This window comes from Plantactinospora siamensis (assembly GCF_042434095.1).
In the GTDB taxonomy this organism is placed as follows: domain Bacteria; phylum Actinomycetota; class Actinomycetes; order Mycobacteriales; family Micromonosporaceae; genus KBS50.
On record NZ_JBHLUE010000002.1, the window covers coordinates 641,320 to 658,313 of the forward strand.

Consider the following 16,994-nt stretch of genomic DNA (forward strand, 5'->3'; position numbering starts at 1 on the left):
GCTGAGCGAGGAATTTCATGACCACGGTGAACGACGTGTCCGCGGGCGCGACCCCGAACGAGACCGCGCTGCTCGGTGAACTCACCGAGGCGTTGCGGCGGGTCCGCCGGGGCGATCTCAAGGTACGGCTGCCCCGGCGCGCCGGGAGCGCCGGTGAGCTTGTCGACGTCTTCAACGACGTGGTGGCGCTGCAGGAGCGGCAGCATCTCGACCTGCGGCGGATCAGCCGTACGGTGGGCCGGGACGGGCGGCTCACCGAGCGCCTGGACGAGGAAGGCCTGGACGGATCGTGGGCCGAGAGCAACCGGGCGGTCAACTCGCTGATCGACGACCTGGGCCGGCCCACCACCGAGATCGCCCGGGTGATCGCCGCCGTGGCCAACGGCGACCTGTCCCAGCACATGGCCATGGAGATCGACGACCGACCGCTGCGCGGGCAGTACCTGCGGATCGGCCGCACCGTGAACACGATGGTGGACCAGCTGTCGTCGTTCGCCGACGAGGTGACCCGGGTGGCCCGCGAGGTGGGCACCGAGGGCAAGCTCGGCGGCCAGGCCCAGGTCCGGGGCGTCTCGGGACGCTGGCGCGACCTCACCGACTCGGTGAACACGATGGCCTCCAACCTCACCCACCAGGTGCGGTCCATTTCCCAGGTGTCCACGGCGGTGGCCCGGGGCGACCTGTCGCAGAAGATCACCGTGTCGGCCCGGGGCGAGGTGGCCGAGCTGGCTCACACGATCAACTCGCTGACCGACACGCTCCGGCTGTTCGCCGAGCAGGTGACCCGGGTGGCCCGGGAGGTCGGCACCGAGGGCAAGCTCGGCGGTCAGGCCGAGGTGCCGAACGTGGCGGGCACCTGGAAGGACCTGACCGACAGCGTCAACTCGATGGCCTCGAACCTCACCGCCCAGGTCCGCAACATCGCCCAGGTCTCCACGGCGGTGGCCGGCGGTGACCTGAGCCAGAAGATCACCGTGGCCGCCCAGGGCGAGATCCTCGAGCTCAAGGACACCGTGAACACGATGGTGGATCAGCTGTCGTCGTTTGCCGACGAGGTGACCCGGGTGGCCCGGGAGGTGGGCATCGAGGGCAAGCTGGGCGGCCAGGCCCAGGTCCGGGGCCTGTCCGGTACGTGGCGGGACCTCACCGAGAACGTCAACCAGCTCGCCGGCAACCTCACCTCGCAGGTGCGGAACATTTCCCAGGTCTCCACGGCGGTGGCCAAGGGCGACCTGTCGCAGAAGATCACGGTGGATGCCCGGGGCGAGATCCTGGAGTTGAAGTCGACGGTGAACACGATGGTGGATCAGCTGTCGTCGTTCGCCGACGAGGTGACCCGGGTGGCCCGCGAGGTGGGTACGGAGGGCAAGCTCGGTGGTCAGGCGCAGGTGCGGGGCGTGGCCGGCACCTGGCGGGACCTGACCGACAACGTGAACTCGATGGCCTCCAACCTCACCGCCCAGGTCCGCAACATCGCCTCGGTGACCACGGCGGTGGCCAAGGGCGACCTGTCGCAGAAGATCACGGTGGATGCCCGGGGCGAGATCCTGGAGTTGAAGTCGACGGTGAACACGATGGTGGATCAGCTGTCGTCGTTTGCCGACGAGGTGACCCGGGTGGCCCGCGAGGTGGGTACGGAGGGCAAGCTGGGCGGTCAGGCGCAGGTGCGGGGCGTGGCCGGCACCTGGCGGGACCTGACCGACAACGTGAACTCGATGGCCTCCAACCTCACCTCGCAGGTCCGGAACATCGCCCAGGTCTCCACCGCGGTGGCCCGGGGCGACCTCGGGCAGAAGATCACGGTGGACGCGCAGGGCGAGATCCTGGAGCTGAAGTCGACGGTGAACACCATGGTGGATCAGCTGTCGTCGTTCGCCGACGAGGTGACCCGGGTGGCCCGCGAGGTGGGCACGGAGGGCAAGCTGGGCGGTCAGGCGGAGGTGAAGGGGGTCTCCGGCACCTGGCGGGACCTGACCGACAATGTGAACTCGATGGCCTCCAACCTCACCTCCCAGGTCCGCAACATCGCCTCGGTGACCACGGCGGTGGCCAAGGGCGACCTCGGGCAGAAGATCACGGTGGACGCCCAGGGCGAGATCCTGGAGCTGAAGAACACCGTGAACACGATGGTGGATCAGCTCTCGTCGTTCGCCGACGAGGTGACCCGGGTCGGTCGCGAGGTGGGCATCGAGGGCAAGCTCGGCGGTCAGGCGCGGGTGAAGGGCGTCTCGGGCACCTGGCGGGACCTCACCGAGAACGTCAACCAGCTGGCCTCGACGCTCACCACCCAGCTGCGGGCGATCGCCCAGGTCTCCACGGCGGTGACCCGCGGCGACCTGACCCAGCGCATCGCCGTGCAGGCGCAGGGCGAGATCGCCGAGCTCAAGGACAACATCAACCAGATGATCGTCACCCTGCGGGAGACGACCAAGAAGAACGCCGAGCAGGGCTGGTTGGATTCCAACCTGGCCCGGATCGGCGACCTGTTGCAGGGTCAGCGCGACCTCGGCGAGGTCTGCCGCATGATCATGATGGAGGTCACCCCGCTGGTCGACGCCCAGCTCGGCGCGTTCTTCCTGGCCGACGACTCCGACGGGGCGATCCGGCTGCGGCTCACCGCCTCGTACGGCTATGTGTCGCGCGACCACGACATCACCTTCGGTCCCGGCGAGGGCCTGGTCGGGCAGACGGCGCTGTCCCGGCGGACGATCCGGGTACGGGCGGTGCCGGATGGGCGGCTCGTGGTCCGCTCCGGCCTGGCCGAGACCCCGCCGGCCGACCTGGTGGTGCTGCCGGTGCTGTTCGAGGGCGAGCTGCTCGGCGTGATCGAGTTCGCCGGTGTGACCACCTTCTCCGATCTGCACCTGGCGTTCCTCGAGCGGCTGGTGCTGACCATCGGCGTGGCCGTGAACACCATCCAGGCCAACCGGCGGACCGAGGAGCTGCTGGCCCAGTCCCAGCGGCTGGCGCACGAGATGCAGGAGCAGTCGGCCGAGCTGCAGCGCACCAACGCCGAACTGGAGGACAAGGCACAGCTGCTGAGCGAGCAGAAGGGCAACATCGAGACGAAGAACCGGGAGATCGAGCTGGCCCGCATCGGGCTGGAGGAGAAGGCGCAGCAGCTGAGCCGGGCCTCGGCGTACAAGTCCGAGTTCCTCGCGAACATGAGCCACGAGCTGCGGACGCCGCTCAACTCGCTGCTGTTGCTGGCCCGGCTGCTGGCCGACAATCCCGAGCGCAACCTCACGGACAAGCAGATCGAGTTCGCCCGCACCATCCACAGCGCGGGCTCGGACCTGCTGTCGCTGATCGACGACATCCTCGACCTGTCCAAGATCGAGGCCGGTCGGATGGACGTGGAACCGGTCGAGGTGCGGTTCGCGGAGATCCGCAACTACGTGGAGCAGGCGTTCGCCCCGCAGGCCGAGCAGAAGGGTCTGGACTTCCAGGTACGCGTCTCCCGCGACCTGCCCGTCGCGATCGTCACCGACGCCCAGCGGCTCCAGCAGATCCTGCGCAACCTGATCTCCAACGCCGTGAAGTTCACCGACAACGGCGCGGTCACGCTGCGGATCGGCCCGGCGCCCGCCGGCCGGCCGTTCGAGGTGCCGACCCTGCAGGCCGCCCGGCAGGTGGTCGCCTTCGAGGTGATCGACACCGGGATCGGCGTGCCGGACGACAAGGCGGACCTCATCTTCGAGGCGTTCCAGCAGGCCGACGGCACCACCAGCCGGCGGTACGGCGGCACCGGGCTGGGCCTGTCGATCAGCCGCGACCTGGCCCGGTTGCTCGGCGGCGCCATCACGGTGTCGTCCGCGCCCGGTCAGGGCTCGACCTTCACGCTGTGGGTGCCGGACGTGCTCGCCCCGGAGGCGGTGCTGACCCCCCTCCAGGCGGCCACGCCGCAGCTGCTCGGCGCCGGGGCGCCGCCGATGTTGCGGGCGATCTCCGAGGAACCGGTGAGCACGCCAGCGTCCCGGCAGCTGGACGGCGCGACGGTGCTGATCGTGGACGACGACGTGCGGAACGTCTTCGCCCTCACCAGCGCGCTGGAGCTGCACGGCATGACGGTGATCTACTCGGACAACGGCGTCGACGGGGTCCGGCTGCTGGCCGAGCATCCCGAGGTCGACATCGTGCTGATGGACGCGATGATGCCGGACCAGGACGGGTACGAGACCACCCGGGCCATCCGGCGCAACCATCACTTCGCGGAGCTGCCGGTGGTCTTCCTGACCGCGAAGGCCATGCCGGGCGACCGGGAGTCGGCGCTGGCGGCCGGCGCCAGTGACTACATCACCAAGCCGGTCGACCTGGACGAGCTGATCGAGCTGATGGCCGTCTGGGTGACCGGCGACCGGCGCGCCCCGGACGGGCGGCTTGGCGGATCATGACGAGCGCGGCGAAGGACCACGCGGCCCAAAAGCACGCGGGGAACGGCGACGCGGGGAACGGCGCGGCGAATGTCGGACAACGAGGCTGAGGAGCGTGGCGACAGGTGAGCGAGCAGGCCAAGGCGCTGCTGGTCGATGACCGCCGGGAGAACCTGCTGGCGCTCGAGGCGATCCTGCAGGGCCTGCCGGTCACGCCGGTCGCCGTGGAGGGCGGCGAGGCGGCCCTGAAGCAGCTGCTCGTGGACGACTTCGCGGTGATCCTGCTGGACGCGCAGATGCCGGACATGGACGGCTTCGAGACGGCCAGCCACATCAAGCGGCGGGAGCGGACCCGGCACATCCCGATCATCTTCCTCACGGCGGCCGATCGGGACGCCCAGCTGGCCTTGCGCGGGTACGCGGTGGGCGCCGTCGACTATCTCACCAAGCCGTTCGACCCCTGGGTGCTGCGGGCCAAGGTGTCGGTCTTCGTCGAGCTGTGGGAGAAGAACCGCCAGCTGCACGCCCAGTCGCAGCTGGTACGGGAGCGCGAGGACCGGTGGCGGGCGCTGACCGCGGCGGTGCAGGAGGCCGCCGATCTGCTGCGTACGGCCGATCCGGACGCCCGGGACCGCGCCCTGGACCTGCTCGACCAGGCCCGCACCGGCGGCGCGGCCGCCCGTTGATCATGGCCTTTACTGCGACGCAGGACGTGTCTGTCGCAGTAAAGACCATGATCGCCGCGACCGTCAGCGCAGGTAGACGTTCGGGGTGGGCGGGGTGGACATGCCGTTGCCGATGAAGAAGCCGGGGTGCGGCGGCTGGTTGTAGGCGGTGTTCTGCCAGGCGACGGAGACCCGGTACTGCGGGTCGTGCATCAGCGTGTAGATCCGGGTGGTGGTGGGCGTCGGGGTGCTGTAGATCCGCAGCGCCCGGCTGTCCGAGGTGCGCCAGACCACCTCCTCGCGCCAGTCACCGAGGATGTCGGCCGACAGCGAGGGCGTGGCCTTGGTGCCGTTGTTCGACGCCACGCCGCTGCCGGTGAGCAGCCGGGTGTCGCCGCCGGTGCCGTACTTGTCGATGTGCGTGTCGTCCAGCAGCTCGCGGGTGGTGTCGCCGTCCCACCAGATGACGAAGTTGATCGAGGACGGCTTGCGGCCGATGTTCTGGCCGCGGGTGTCGAGCAGGCCGTCGGCGTGCGCGGACCAGGACTCGGCGCCGGCGCTGCCGGCGTAGACGTCGTCCGAGACCCCCCGGCCGTTGTCGCCGTTCGGCGGGGTGGTCCAGAGCACCTGGCCGGTACGCGCGTCGGCCATCCAGGAGCTGGGCTTGGTGTCGTCCTCGTCGACCTTGAAGATCTCCAGGCCGGCCCGGCTCGGGTCGAGGTCGCCGACGTGCAGCGCGTCGCCGTGCCCGTTGCCGGTGGAGTAAAGCAGCCGGCCGTTGTCGTCGATGGTGGCCGCGCCGTACACGATCTCGTGGCGGCCGTCGTTGTCCACGTCGGCCACCGACAGGTTGTGGTTGCCCTGGCCGGCCGCGGCGCCGTTGCCCGAGGCGTTCGAGTCGAAGGTCCACCGCTTGGTGAGGGCGCCGTTGCGGAAGTCCCAGGCCGCGATCACCGCCCGGGTGTAGTAGCCGCGGCACATGATCAGCGAGGGCCGTTGCCCGTCCAGATACGCGGTGGCCGCGAGGAACCGGTCGACCCGGTTGCCGTACGAGTCGCCCCAGGACGAGACGGTGCCGCGCGGCGGGTCGTAGTCCACGGTGGAAAGGGCGGCGCCGGTGCGGCCGTCGAACATGGTCAGGTACTCCGGCCCGGACAGCACGTACCCGCTGGAGTTGCGGTAGTCCGCCGAGGACGAGCCGATCACCTGGCCGGTGCCCGACCGGGTGCCGTCGGCGGTCTTCATGGCCACCTCGGCGCGGCCGTCGCCGTCGTAGTCGTACACCTGGAACTGCGTGTAGTGGGCGCCGGCCCGGATGTTGCGGCCCAGGTCGATCCGCCACAGCCGGGTGCCGGTCAGGGTGTACGCGTCGACGTAGACGTTGCCGGTGTAGCCGGACTGCGAGTTGTCCTTGGAGTTGGACGGGTCCCACTTGAGCACGAACTCGTACCGGCCGTCCCCGTCCAGGTCGCCGACGCTGGCGTCGTTGGCCGAGTACGTGTACGCCACGCCGTCCGGGGTGGTGCCGCCGGCCGGCGGCTGGATCGGCACGTCCAGGTAGCCGGACGGGAACTGCAAGGCGGGGGCCGAGTCCGCCTGCTCCACGCCGTTCACCACGGCCCGCACCGTGTACGCCGAGCCGGCCGCCGCCCCGGGGTCGAGATAGTTGGTGGCCCCGGTGATGGGGCTGGAGTTGACCCTGGTCGAGCCGCGGTACAGGTTGAACGACACCCCGGACACCTCGGTGCCGAGCAGCCGCCAGGAGACCAGGTTGCCGGCGCCGGAGCGCACGCTGACCAGGCCCCGGTCCAGCTTCTCCAGCTGCTTGGCCCCGGGCGCCGGGCTCGTCGGCGGGTCCGTTGGCGGCGGGGGAGTGGTCGGCGGCGCGCTGGTGGGTGGCGCGGTCGTCGGCGGCGCCGTCGTGGGGGGCGCGGTGCTGGGGCCGCCGGTCGGGACCGTCCCGGTGCAGGTCGTCCCGTTCAGCGCGAAGGAGGGCGGGGCCGGGTTGCTGCTGTTGTTCCACGAGGCGTTGAAGCCGAACGACGCGCTCCCGCCGGTGGGGATCGAGCCGTTGTAGCCGGCGTCCCTGGCCGTGACCTGGGCGCCGGCCTGGGTGACCGTGGCGTTCCAGGCGCTCGTGACCTGCTGGCCGGCGGTGTAGGACCAGGTCAACGTCCAGCCGTTGACGGGGTCGCCGAGGTTGCTGATGGTGACGTTGGCGCCGAAGCCGCCGGACCACTGGCTGGCGATCTGGTAGTCGACCCGGCAGCCGGCCGCCGCGGCCGTCGCGGTGGCCGTGCCGAGCGTGCCGGCCGCGAGCACGGCGGCGCCGGCCGCGGCGAGCAGGGCGGTCCGGCGGGAGAAGGTGCGGGACATGGGCGAACCTCCGCGGAGGGTGTACGCGCGCGGCCGTCGCCGCGGTCTGCCCTGGACTCGCGGGGGGCGCGCCGCGCTGACTCAGCAAGCGCTTACATTGACGTACGTCGCTCGGCCCGTGTGCTTCAGCACGCTAGCGGACCCGGTTCCCCGACACAACCACCCGCCAGCCCCCCCGTCGATCAAGAAGTTGGCGTTACGGGAAGCGCTTTCCCAAGGCCCGGATCTCTCGGCCAACCTGCGCTGGGGTGGGGTGGGTCAGCCGGCGGATTGTTCGTTGCGGACCATCAGGGCCGAACGGAGGCCGGTGATGTCGAGCACCCGCAGCAGGAAGTCGCCGACGTTGGTGAGGATGAGCAGGCTCTGCGCGTGGCTCGCCTTGCGGCTGAGCACCACCAGCGTGCCCAGCCCCTGCGAGTCGCAGAAGGTCACCCCGGCCAGGTCGAGCACGATGCGCGGCGGCGGATCCGCCAACGCCTCGTTGACCACGGCCGACAGCCGGGTCGCCGTGAGCATGTCGATCTCGCCGGCGAGGCCCAGGATGACCTCGTCGCTCGTCCGCTGCACCGTGATGGTCAGCTCCGCACGCTCCACGCTGCGAGCCTATCGCGATCTAGCGCGGCCGGCCCGCTGAGCGCGCGGCCGGGCGGCGGGGTGAGCGCGGCCGGGCGGCGGGGTGAGCGCGGCCGGCGGCGGGGTGAGCCTGGTAACCCGGGGTGGGGTCGGTGCCGGTCCGCGCGGCGGCGCTGTCAGAATGGCAGAGCCGTGACTGATTCGTACCCCGCCGGCGGCGCTCCGTACCCGAGCGCTGCGCCGGCCTCCGAAGCCCTCTTCGACCGCGCCCGCAGCATCGTCCCGGGCGGGGTCAATTCTCCCGTACGCGCCTTTCAGGCCGTGGGCGGCACCCCCCGGTTCATGGTGCGCGGGTCGGGCGCCTGGCTGTACGACGCCGACGAGCGGCGGTACGTCGACCTGGTGGCCTCCTGGGGGCCGTTGCTGCTCGGGCACGCCCACCCGGAGGTGGTGGCCGCGGTGCAGGCGGCGGCCGCCCGCGGCACCAGCTTCGGCACGCCGACGCCCGGCGAGGTCGAGCTGGCCGCCGAGATCGTGGACCGGACGCCGGTCGAGCAGGTCCGGCTGGTCAACTCGGGCACCGAGGCGACCATGTCGGCGATCCGGTTGGCCCGCGGGTTCACCGGCCGGTCCAAGATCGTCAAGTTCGCCGGCTGCTACCACGGGCACGTGGACGCGCTGCTGGCCTCCGCCGGCTCCGGAGTGGCCACCCTCGGCCTGCCGGATTCGCCCGGGGTGACCGGGGCGGCCGCCGGGGAGACCATCGTGCTGCCGTACAACGACGCGGCGGCCGTGGCGGCGGTCTTCGCCGAGCAGGGCCAGCACATCGCGGCGATCATCACCGAAGCCGCGGCCGGGAACATGGGCATGGTGGCCCCCCGGGACGGCTTCAACGCCCGGTTGGCGGCCATCGCGCACGAGTACGGCGCGCTGCTGATCGTCGACGAGGTGATGACCGGCTTCCGGGTCAGCCGGGGCGGTTGGGCCGGGCACGAGCCGGTCGACGCCGACCTGTTCACGTACGGCAAGGTGATGGGCGGCGGCCTCCCGGCGGCGGCGTTCGGCGGCCGGGCCGAGGTGATGGCCCGGCTGGCCCCGGCCGGTCCGGTCTACCAGGCCGGCACGCTCTCCGGTAACCCGCTGGCCTGCGCGGCCGGCCTGACCACCCTGCGGCTCGCCGACGACGCGCTCTACCGGCGGCTGGACGCGGTGGCCGACCGGTTGGGCCGGCTGGCCAGCGACGCGCTCGGCGCGGCCGGCGTGCCTCACCGGCTGTCCACCGCCGGCAACATGTTCTCGATCTTCTTCACCGAGGTCGACGTGCGGGACTACGAGACCGCGCGCAGCACGGACGTGGCCGCGTACCGGGCGTTCTTCCACTCGATGCTCGCCGACGGCGTCTACCTGCCGCCCAGCGCCTTTGAGGCGTGGTTCGTCTCGGACGCGCTGGCCACCGACGACGCGGCGCTGAACCGGGTGGCCGACGCCCTGCCCCGGGCGGCCACCGCGGCGGCCGGCGCTCTGTCCCGGGCGGCCACCGCGGCGGCCGGCGCCCGCAAGAGCGAGGAGCCGGCGTGAGCGAGACCGTGGTGCACGTGCTGCGGCACGGCGAGGTGCACAACCCGGAGAAGATCCTGTACGGCCGGCTGCCCGGTTACCGGCTGTCCGAGTTGGGCGTACAGATGGCCAAGGCGGCCGCCCAGGCGCTCGCCGAGCGGGACATCGTGCACGTGGTGGCCAGCCCGCTGGAACGGGCCCAGCAGACCGCCGAGCCGATCGCGGCCCAGTTCGGTCTGCCGGTCGGGGTCGACGAGCGGCTGATCGAGAGCGCCAACTGGTTCGAGGGCAAGCGGGTGTCCCCGGGCGACGGCTCGTTCCGGGATCCGCGCAACTGGTGGGTGCTGCGGGACCCGGTCACCCCGTCCTGGGGCGAGGCCTACAACGTCATCGCCCAGCGGATGTTCGGGGCACTGCAGGCCGCCCGGGTGGCGGCCGAGGGCCGCGAGGCCGTCTGCGTCTCGCACCAGCTGCCCATCTGGACCCTGCGCCGGTACGTCGAGCGCAAGCGCCTCTGGCACGACCCGCGCCGGCGGCAGTGCGGGCTGGCCAGCCTCACCTCGTTCCACTTCGACGGCACCAAGATCGTCGGCATCGGCTACTCGGAGCCGGCCGCACACCTCGTCGCCCTGTCGCCTGGCGCGCGGACGGCCAAGGGGGCGTGATGGCCCGCCGCGTGCTCGCCGGACTCCTGGCCGCGGTCGCGGCCGGGGCGCTGGTCGGGTGCTCGAACGGCGGCACGAAGTTCGACTGGCGGTCCAGCTGCGCCACCACGCCGGAGGGCGTGGTGCAGTGCCCGCCGGACAAGCGGCCGGCGCCCACCCCGATCAGCGGCGAGCTGCTGAACGGCGGCTCGTACGACGTGCAGCAGGACCGCGGAAACGTCGTGGTGGTCAACTTCTGGGGCTCCTGGTGCGCGCCGTGCCGGGCCGAGGCCGACGACCTGGAGTCGACATACCAGGCCACGAAGGCGGCCGGGGTGCGGTTCCTCGGCGTCAACACCCAGGACGGCCGGGACAACGCCCGGGCCTTCGAGCGGGGCCGGCTGACCTACCCGAGCCTGTACGACCCGGGCAGCAAGGTGGCGCTCGGCTTCCAGGTGCCGCCCAACGCCACCCCGGCCACCGTGGTGCTGGACCGGGCCGGTCGGATCGCCGTGGTGATCCGCAAGCCGGTACGCGCCGAGGACCTGCGGCCGATCGTGGACCGGATCGCCGCCGAGCCGCCGAGCGGGACCTGATGGGCGCCGCGTTCGCCAATCTCGCCCAGTCCGGCCCGCTGCTGCTGGCCGTGGGGGCGGCCGCGCTGGCCGGGCTGGTGAGCTTCCTGTCGCCCTGCGTGCTGCCCCTGGTCCCCGGCTACCTGTCGTACGTCACCGGCCTGGCCGGCGCCGACCTGGAGGGCCGGTCGGTAAGGAAGGGCCCCCTGTTATCGGATTCCGTTGTAGCGGGGACCCTTCCTAACACCGCCGCCGGCGGGACGGCGGCGGACACCGCCGGGGCCGCGGTTGGCGCCGCGACCGGCGGCGCCCCGACCGCCGCGACCGCCGGCGCCGCGGTTGGCGCCGCGACCGCCGGCGCCGCGACCGCCGGCGCCGCGACCGCCGGTGCCGGGGCTGGCACCGTGACCGTCGAGCGGCCGGGCGACCGGGGGCCGTCGGCCGGCCGGGGGCGGTCGGTGAAGGGCCGGGTGCTGGCCGGGACGCTGCTGTTCATCGCCGGCTTCACGGCGGTCTATCTGCTGACGGCCATCCTGCTCGCGGGCGTCGGGCAGGCCATGCTCGCGCACCGCCGGGCCCTCGAGGTGGCCGTCGGCCTGCTCATCATCGTGCTCGGGCTCTCGTTCCTCGGCCTCGTTCCCGGCCTGCAGCGGGAGTTCCGGCTGCACCGGCTGCCGGCCGCCGGGCTGCTCGGCGCCCCCGTCTTCGGCGCGGTGTTCGCGCTCTCCTGGGCGCCGTGCACCGGGCCCACCCTCGGGGCGGTGCTCGGAATGGCCACGGTCGGCGGGCAGACCGACCGGGCGGTGATCCTGGCCGCGGCGTACTGCCTGGGTCTGGGGTTGCCGTTCGTGGTCTTCGGCCTGAGCTTCTCCCGGCTGCTGGGCCTGTTCCGCGCGGTCCGCCGGAACAGCCGGTGGGTCACCCGGGTGGGCGGCGCGCTGCTGATCCTGGTCGGCCTGGCCCTGGTCACCGGCGGGTGGCAGAGCTTCATCATCTGGTTGCAGACCACGGTCGGCCCCGGGGAGGTGGGTATCTGATGTCCACGGTGACCGAGCGGGTGGCCAGCCCGCCCACGCCGCCGCCCCGGCGGCCCAACTGGCTGCTCGCGCTGCTCCGCAACTCCTGGCGGCAGCTGACCAGCATGCGCACCGCGTTGGTGCTGCTGTTCCTGCTGGCGGTGGCCGCGATCCCCGGCTCGCTGCTGCCGCAGCGGGCCGTCAACATCGACAAGGTCAACGACTGGCAGGCGCAGCACCCGAAGCTGTTCCCGGTGTTCAACTCGGTCGGCGCGTTCGAGGTCTTCGCCTCGCCCTGGTTCTCGGCCATCTACGTGCTGCTGTTCGTCTCGCTGGTCGGCTGCATCGTGCCGCGGGCCCGGGACCACCTGCGGGCGTTGCGGTCGCGGCCGCCGGCCGGGCCGCGTCGGCTGGACCGGCTGCCGCAGCACCGGGTGCTCACCGACCCGGCGGCCGCCGATCCGGCGGCCATCGCGGCCGTGCTGCGCGGGCGCCGCTGGCGGGTCGCGGTCCGCGGCGACACCGTGGCCGCGGAGAAGGGGTACCTCAAGGAGACCGGCAACCTGGTCTTCCACGTGACGCTCATCGCCGTCCTGCTCGGGGTGGCGCTGGGCAACTGGTACGGGTGGCACGGCAACCGGCTGCTGGTGGCCGGCGCCGACAAGACCTTCTGCAACGTCCTGCAGCAGTACGACGAGAGCGGGCTCGGCCCCCGGGTGGACGCCTCCGAGTTGCCGTCGTTCTGCCTGGAGCTGACCGACTTTCAGGCGACCTACCAGCCCACCGGCCAGCCGAAGTCGTTCCGGGCCACCGTCAAGGTGGACGAGCAGGGCCGGCCGGAGCGTACGGCCGCGTTCTCGGTGAACGATCCGCTCCGGCTGCGCCACGCCAACGTCTACCTGCTCGGCCACGGGTATGCCCCGGTGATCCGGTACACCGACCGGTACGGCCGCCAGCAGACCTCGGCGGCCCCCTTCCTGACCAACGACGGGATGCTCACCGGCCAGGGGGTGGCCACCTTCCCGGACGCCAACGTCGACCCGAAGACCGGGGCGCGCAACCCCGACCAGCAGGTCGGGTTCGACGGGCTCTACCTGCCCACCGCGCCGGACTCGCCGCCGTACGTCCGGTCCAGCTATCCGGCGGAGCGCAACCCGCGGCTCAACCTGGTCGCGTACCGGGGGAACCTGGGCATGGACGCCGGCATCCCCGGCTCGGTCTACCGGCTCGACCAGCGACAGATCGCCAGCGGCAAGCTCAAGCAGGTCGGCGCCAAGGTGATGAAGCCCGGCGACTCCTGGACGCTGGACGATGGCAGCAAGGTCGAGTTCCTGGGCACCCGCCCGTACGTGACGCTCTCCGTCCGGTACGACCCGGGGGAGCTGATCGTGCTGGGCGGCGCGGTGGCGCTGCTGATCGGGTTGATGCTGTCGCTCACCAGCCGGCGCCGCCGGGTCTGGTTCCGGGTCTCGGCGAACCCGGACGCCGCTTCTCCGACGGACGGTAGTAGCTTGGTGGAGGCCGGTGGGCTGCCGCGCGCCGACTACGCAGGATTCGCCGACGAGTTCGACCAGCTCGTCACCGCCGTACGCAACGGCGGGGCCGAGAGCACCGCCGCGACCAGCGGTGATGCCGACAGCGTCGCGGGGGACCGCGGCGCGGAGCGCGAGAGGACCGACTGATGGCCGCGCTGTCCGACCAGCTCCTGGTCGTGACGATCTTCGTGTATCTGGTCGCGATGATCTGCCACGCCGCCGAGTACGCCTTCGGCAACCGCGCGGCCGTGGGCCGTGGTTCGGTACGTCCGGCCCGCGAACTGGTCACGGTGGGCGCGGGCGGCGGTACCTCCCCTGGACCCGACCTGCCGGTCGCGGACGAGGTCCCGGCCGTCGAGCCGCCCGCCGGCCCCGTCGACCGGGGACCGGGGCGGGCCGCGCTGGCCGGCCGGTTGGCCGTGCTCGCCACCCTGCTGGGCGCGGCCGGCCACCTGGCCACCATCGTCACCCGGGGCATCGCGGCGGACCGGCTGCCGTGGGGGAACATGTACGAGTACGTGCTGGTGGCCACGTTCGTGGCGATCGTCGGCTGGCTCGTGGTGCTGCGCCGGGCGCCCGGCATCCGGCACCTGGGGCTGTTCGTGGCCCTGGCCGAGGTGCTGCTGCTGGCCATGGCCGGCCTGGTGGTGTACGTGCCGATCGGTCCGCTGGTGCCGGCGCTCAACTCGTACTGGTTCGTCATCCACATCACCGCGGTGAGCCTGGCCTCCGGGCTGTTCCTGCTGGGCGCGGTCCCGGCGGTGATGTTCCTGATCCGGGACGGCTACGAGCGGGGCAAGCGGCGGTTCCCGTACTCGCTGGGCCGGCGGGTCCCGGCGGCCGCGCCGCTGGAGCGGATGACGTTCCGGCTGCACACCTTCGCCTTCCCGATCTGGACGTTCGGCGTGATGGCCGGCGCGGTCTGGGCCGAGGCGGCCTGGGGGCGGTACTGGGGCTGGGACCCGAAGGAGACCTGGGCTTTCATCTCCTGGGTGGTGTACGCCGGCTACCTGCACGCCCGCGCCACCCCCAGCGTCAAGCGGAACGTCGCCACCTGGATCGCAGTGCTGGGCTTCGCCACCATGCTGGTCAACCTCTTCGGGGTCAACCTGTTCATCAGCGGCCTGCACTCGTACTCCGGCGTGAAGTAGCCGACCTCGTCCTCGTCGACCCGGCCCGGCTCCATGCCGAGGGGTAGGGCGGGAACTGGGGAGGTTTGTTGTCGCTCCAGCGACAACAAACCTCCCCAGTTCGGCGAGGCGGGACGGCTCAGAGCGCCAGGCAGTCGGGGCGGATGGCCGCATCGCGCAGCGCGCTCCGCACGATCGAGTACGTCGTACCGTCCAGCACCAGGCCGACGTGGCCGACCACCCGCAGCGGGCAGTAGGCCTGGACCAGCACGTTCGTGGCGCCGTCGGTGAGCGCCGCGTTTGGGGTGGGCCGGACCAGCTCGTCCTGCGCGGTCCGGATGGTCGTGTAGCGGACGCCGCCCGGGGTGTCGTCGCCGCTGTTGAGCGCGGCCAGGAACGACGAGCCGATGGTCATCTGCTGGCACGCGATGATGCCCACGCAGCTGCCCAGGCCCAGGAACGCCAGGATGTTCGCCACGTAGGTGCCGTACTGCGGGGTGCCCAGGCTGATGTACCGGCCGACGCTGCCGGCCCCGCCGAGGTTGCGCAGGTAGTAGCGGGAGACCAGGCCACCCTCGGAGTGAGCGACCAGGTCCACCCGGGCGGCGCCGGTGCTGGCCAGCACCCGGCCGACGTACCCGCGGAAGGCGGTCGCGGAGGCGGCGATGTCCCCGAAGCCCAGTTCGGGGAGTTCGTAGACGAAGGTGCGGTAGCCGTCCGCGCGGAGCCGGTCGGCCAGCGGCCCGTAGACGGCGGCGAACCCGGAGAGACCGCCCACGACGATCACCGGGTTGCCCGCGGCGGCGACGGCCGAGCCGGCGGTCGAGGTCGAGCGGGACGTCGGGCCGGTGGCGGAGGCCGAGCCGGCGGTGATGGTCGAGTGGGTCGTGGTCGTGGTCGTGGTCGTGGTCGTGGTCGCGGTGGCCGGGGCGGCGCCGGCTCCGGTGTTGGCCGCGGCGGCCCCGCCGGCGGGTATGGCGACGGCGGTCGCGGTGGCCAGGGCGGCGCTGATCAGGATCTTTCGGAGCAGCATCGCTGCACCTCCTGCTGGAGGTCCCGGTGGGGTTCCGGGAGGTGGTGGGGGCTCCGATCGATCGTGAGAACAGCATGCGCTTAACAATCCAGCAACGTCAATGAAAAAGTTACCGCTCGGTAGCGCAAAGTTCGCCGGCCCCGGACCGGGCGGCGAGTGGATCGTGGTTCAGCCGCCGAGCCAGCCCGGTACGTCCAGCCGGTGCAGGTTGGCGGCGGCGAGGAGGTGCAGATCGTCCTCGATGGCGGCCACCCGGTCCGCGCCGAGGGCGCCCACCCAGCGGTCCCGGAGTTCGTCGAAGATCTCGGCGGACCGACGGAGGCCGTCCCGGCCGCGATCCGTCATCCGGACGATCTTGCGGCGGGCGTCCCGGGGGTCGTCGACCCGCTCCAGGTATCCGGCCGCGACCAGGCGGTCGATCGTCTTGCCGGCGGCCTGCTTGGAGATGCCGAGCCGCCGGCCGAGCTCCGTTGCGGTGGTGCCGCTCGGCCCGACCGCCTGGAGCACGAACCCGTGCAGCGGGCGGAGCTCGGGGTGCCCGCCCGTACGGGCGAGTTCGGTGTGCAGGTCGTCGATCAGCGTCCGAAACCCGGCCAGGAGCAGCAATGGAAGCAGGAATCCCGGCCGGTCCGGCTCAGCCGGTGACATGGCCGTTGCCAGGATCGACAACCGCGTTTACTATTTGGTCAACCACGTTGACGATCGTACGGCATGGCCGGATCGAGGCGGAGTGCCCCGCCGTCCTGCCGCGATCCCGTTCGCCCGGAAAGGCCGGCCATGTCCGAGAGCTTCCCCGTACACACCGTGCACACCGCACCGCCCGCGGCCCGGCCGATGATGGAGCGGATCCACCGTTCCTTCGGCTATCTGCCCGCCGCCGTCGGCCTGATGGCCGAGTCGCCGCAACTGCTCGAGGGATTCCTCGCGGCCAACCGCAGCTTCGAGGCCAGCGGCCTCGACCGGCTGCAGCGGGAGTTTGTGATCATGACCGTCGCCACCCGGAACGGCTGCCACCTCTGCGTGGCCATGCATACCGGCGCGCTGACCAGCGCCGGCGCGCCGGCCGAGCTGATCGCCGCCCTGCGGGCCGGCGACGCGGTGCCGGATCCACGCCTGGAGGCGCTGCGCCGCTTCACACTCGCCGTCCTCGACCACCGGGGCGCGGTGCCCGACAACGAGCTCGACGACTTTCTGGCCGCCGGTCACCTGCCGCGGCACGCCCTCGACGTCGTGCTGGGCGTCGGGGCGTACACGATCTCCACCTTCGCCAACCGCCTGGTCGGCGCGCCGCTCGACGAGTCCCTGCGGCCCTACGCCTGGGAGCCGGCGCCCGCGGCCTGACGGCCTGGGCACGGCGCCCGCGGCCTGACGGCCTGGCGGGCGTGCCGTTCGCCATCGAGAAGATCGAGGAGTGGCAGCTCGGCGACTGCCCTGAGGCGACGCGGGCGCACGGACCACGTGGCCCGGGACGGGGGCGTTAACAGGGGGCCCTTCCTATGCCGGAAGCGATAACAAGG

General features: G+C 72.0%; 13 protein-coding genes. 9 read left to right on the forward strand and 4 right to left on the reverse strand.

Features of this window, described 5'->3' with window-relative positions:
- Positions 1–17 precede the first annotated feature (17 nt).
- Positions 18–4,394 (forward strand): hybrid sensor histidine kinase/response regulator, encoded by a 4,377-nt coding sequence (locus tag ACFFHU_RS04515; RefSeq protein ID WP_377335917.1) that lies wholly within the window; start codon positions 18–20, stop codon positions 4,392–4,394.
- A 104-nt stretch (positions 4,395–4,498) separates the two neighbouring features.
- Positions 4,499–5,059, forward strand: a complete 561-nt coding sequence (locus ACFFHU_RS04520; protein WP_377335919.1) for a response regulator — start codon at positions 4,499–4,501, stop codon at positions 5,057–5,059.
- A 63-nt stretch (positions 5,060–5,122) separates the two neighbouring features.
- Here the strand turns inward: ACFFHU_RS04520 and ACFFHU_RS04525 are convergent, their stop codons facing one another.
- Positions 5,123–7,414: a rhamnogalacturonan lyase family protein gene (locus ACFFHU_RS04525; protein WP_377335921.1), complete on the reverse strand. Its 2,292-nt coding sequence runs from the start codon at positions 7,412–7,414 to the stop codon at positions 5,123–5,125.
- A gap of 258 nt (positions 7,415–7,672) precedes the next feature.
- The gene (locus tag ACFFHU_RS04530; protein ID WP_377335923.1) at positions 7,673–8,008 is read right to left on the reverse strand and encodes an STAS domain-containing protein; all 336 of its coding nucleotides are present in this window, start codon (positions 8,006–8,008) and stop codon (positions 7,673–7,675) included.
- Between the two features lie 171 nt (positions 8,009–8,179).
- Here ACFFHU_RS04530 and hemL point away from each other — a divergent pair, with 171 nt between their 5' ends.
- The 6 genes from hemL to ccsB are packed head-to-tail and all read left to right on the forward strand — an operon-like array spanning position 8,180 to position 14,465.
- A complete protein-coding gene (hemL, locus tag ACFFHU_RS04535; protein ID WP_377335925.1) occupies positions 8,180–9,565 on the forward strand; it encodes a glutamate-1-semialdehyde 2,1-aminomutase in 1,386 nt (461 codons plus the stop codon).
- The gene (locus ACFFHU_RS04540; protein WP_377335927.1) at positions 9,562–10,209 is read left to right on the forward strand and encodes a histidine phosphatase family protein; all 648 of its coding nucleotides are present in this window, start codon (positions 9,562–9,564) and stop codon (positions 10,207–10,209) included. The genes hemL and ACFFHU_RS04540 overlap by 4 nt, the downstream gene beginning before the upstream one ends.
- Complete coding sequence (locus ACFFHU_RS04545) at positions 10,206–10,784, forward strand: TlpA family protein disulfide reductase (protein WP_377335929.1); 579 nt, start codon at positions 10,206–10,208, stop codon at positions 10,782–10,784. Before ACFFHU_RS04540 ends, ACFFHU_RS04545 begins: the two co-directional genes overlap by 4 nt.
- Positions 10,784–11,800: a cytochrome c biogenesis CcdA family protein gene (locus ACFFHU_RS04550; RefSeq protein WP_377335931.1), complete on the forward strand. Its 1,017-nt coding sequence runs from the start codon at positions 10,784–10,786 to the stop codon at positions 11,798–11,800. Before ACFFHU_RS04545 ends, ACFFHU_RS04550 begins: the two co-directional genes overlap by 1 nt.
- On the forward strand, positions 11,800–13,461 hold the full coding sequence (gene resB / locus ACFFHU_RS04555) for a cytochrome c biogenesis protein ResB (protein ID WP_377335933.1): 1,662 nt from the start codon (positions 11,800–11,802) through the stop codon (positions 13,459–13,461). The genes ACFFHU_RS04550 and resB overlap by 1 nt, the downstream gene beginning before the upstream one ends.
- Entirely contained in the window at positions 13,461–14,465 is a 1,005-nt protein-coding gene (ccsB, locus tag ACFFHU_RS04560) for a c-type cytochrome biogenesis protein CcsB (RefSeq protein WP_377335935.1), read from the forward strand. The genes resB and ccsB overlap by 1 nt, the downstream gene beginning before the upstream one ends.
- Before the next feature lie 118 nt (positions 14,466–14,583).
- Here ccsB and ACFFHU_RS04565 read toward each other — a convergent pair whose 3' ends face one another.
- Complete coding sequence (locus ACFFHU_RS04565; RefSeq protein WP_377335937.1) at positions 14,584–15,477, reverse strand: esterase/lipase family protein; 894 nt, start codon at positions 15,475–15,477, stop codon at positions 14,584–14,586.
- Between the two features lie 168 nt (positions 15,478–15,645).
- Positions 15,646–16,125: a MarR family winged helix-turn-helix transcriptional regulator gene (locus tag ACFFHU_RS04570; RefSeq protein WP_377335939.1), complete on the reverse strand. Its 480-nt coding sequence runs from the start codon at positions 16,123–16,125 to the stop codon at positions 15,646–15,648.
- Between the two features lie 129 nt (positions 16,126–16,254).
- On the opposite strand from ACFFHU_RS04570, the gene ACFFHU_RS04575 reads away from it, so the two are divergent.
- The gene (locus ACFFHU_RS04575; protein ID WP_377335941.1) at positions 16,255–16,818 is read left to right on the forward strand and encodes a carboxymuconolactone decarboxylase family protein; all 564 of its coding nucleotides are present in this window, start codon (positions 16,255–16,257) and stop codon (positions 16,816–16,818) included.
- The last annotated feature ends 176 nt before the right edge of the window (positions 16,819–16,994 follow it).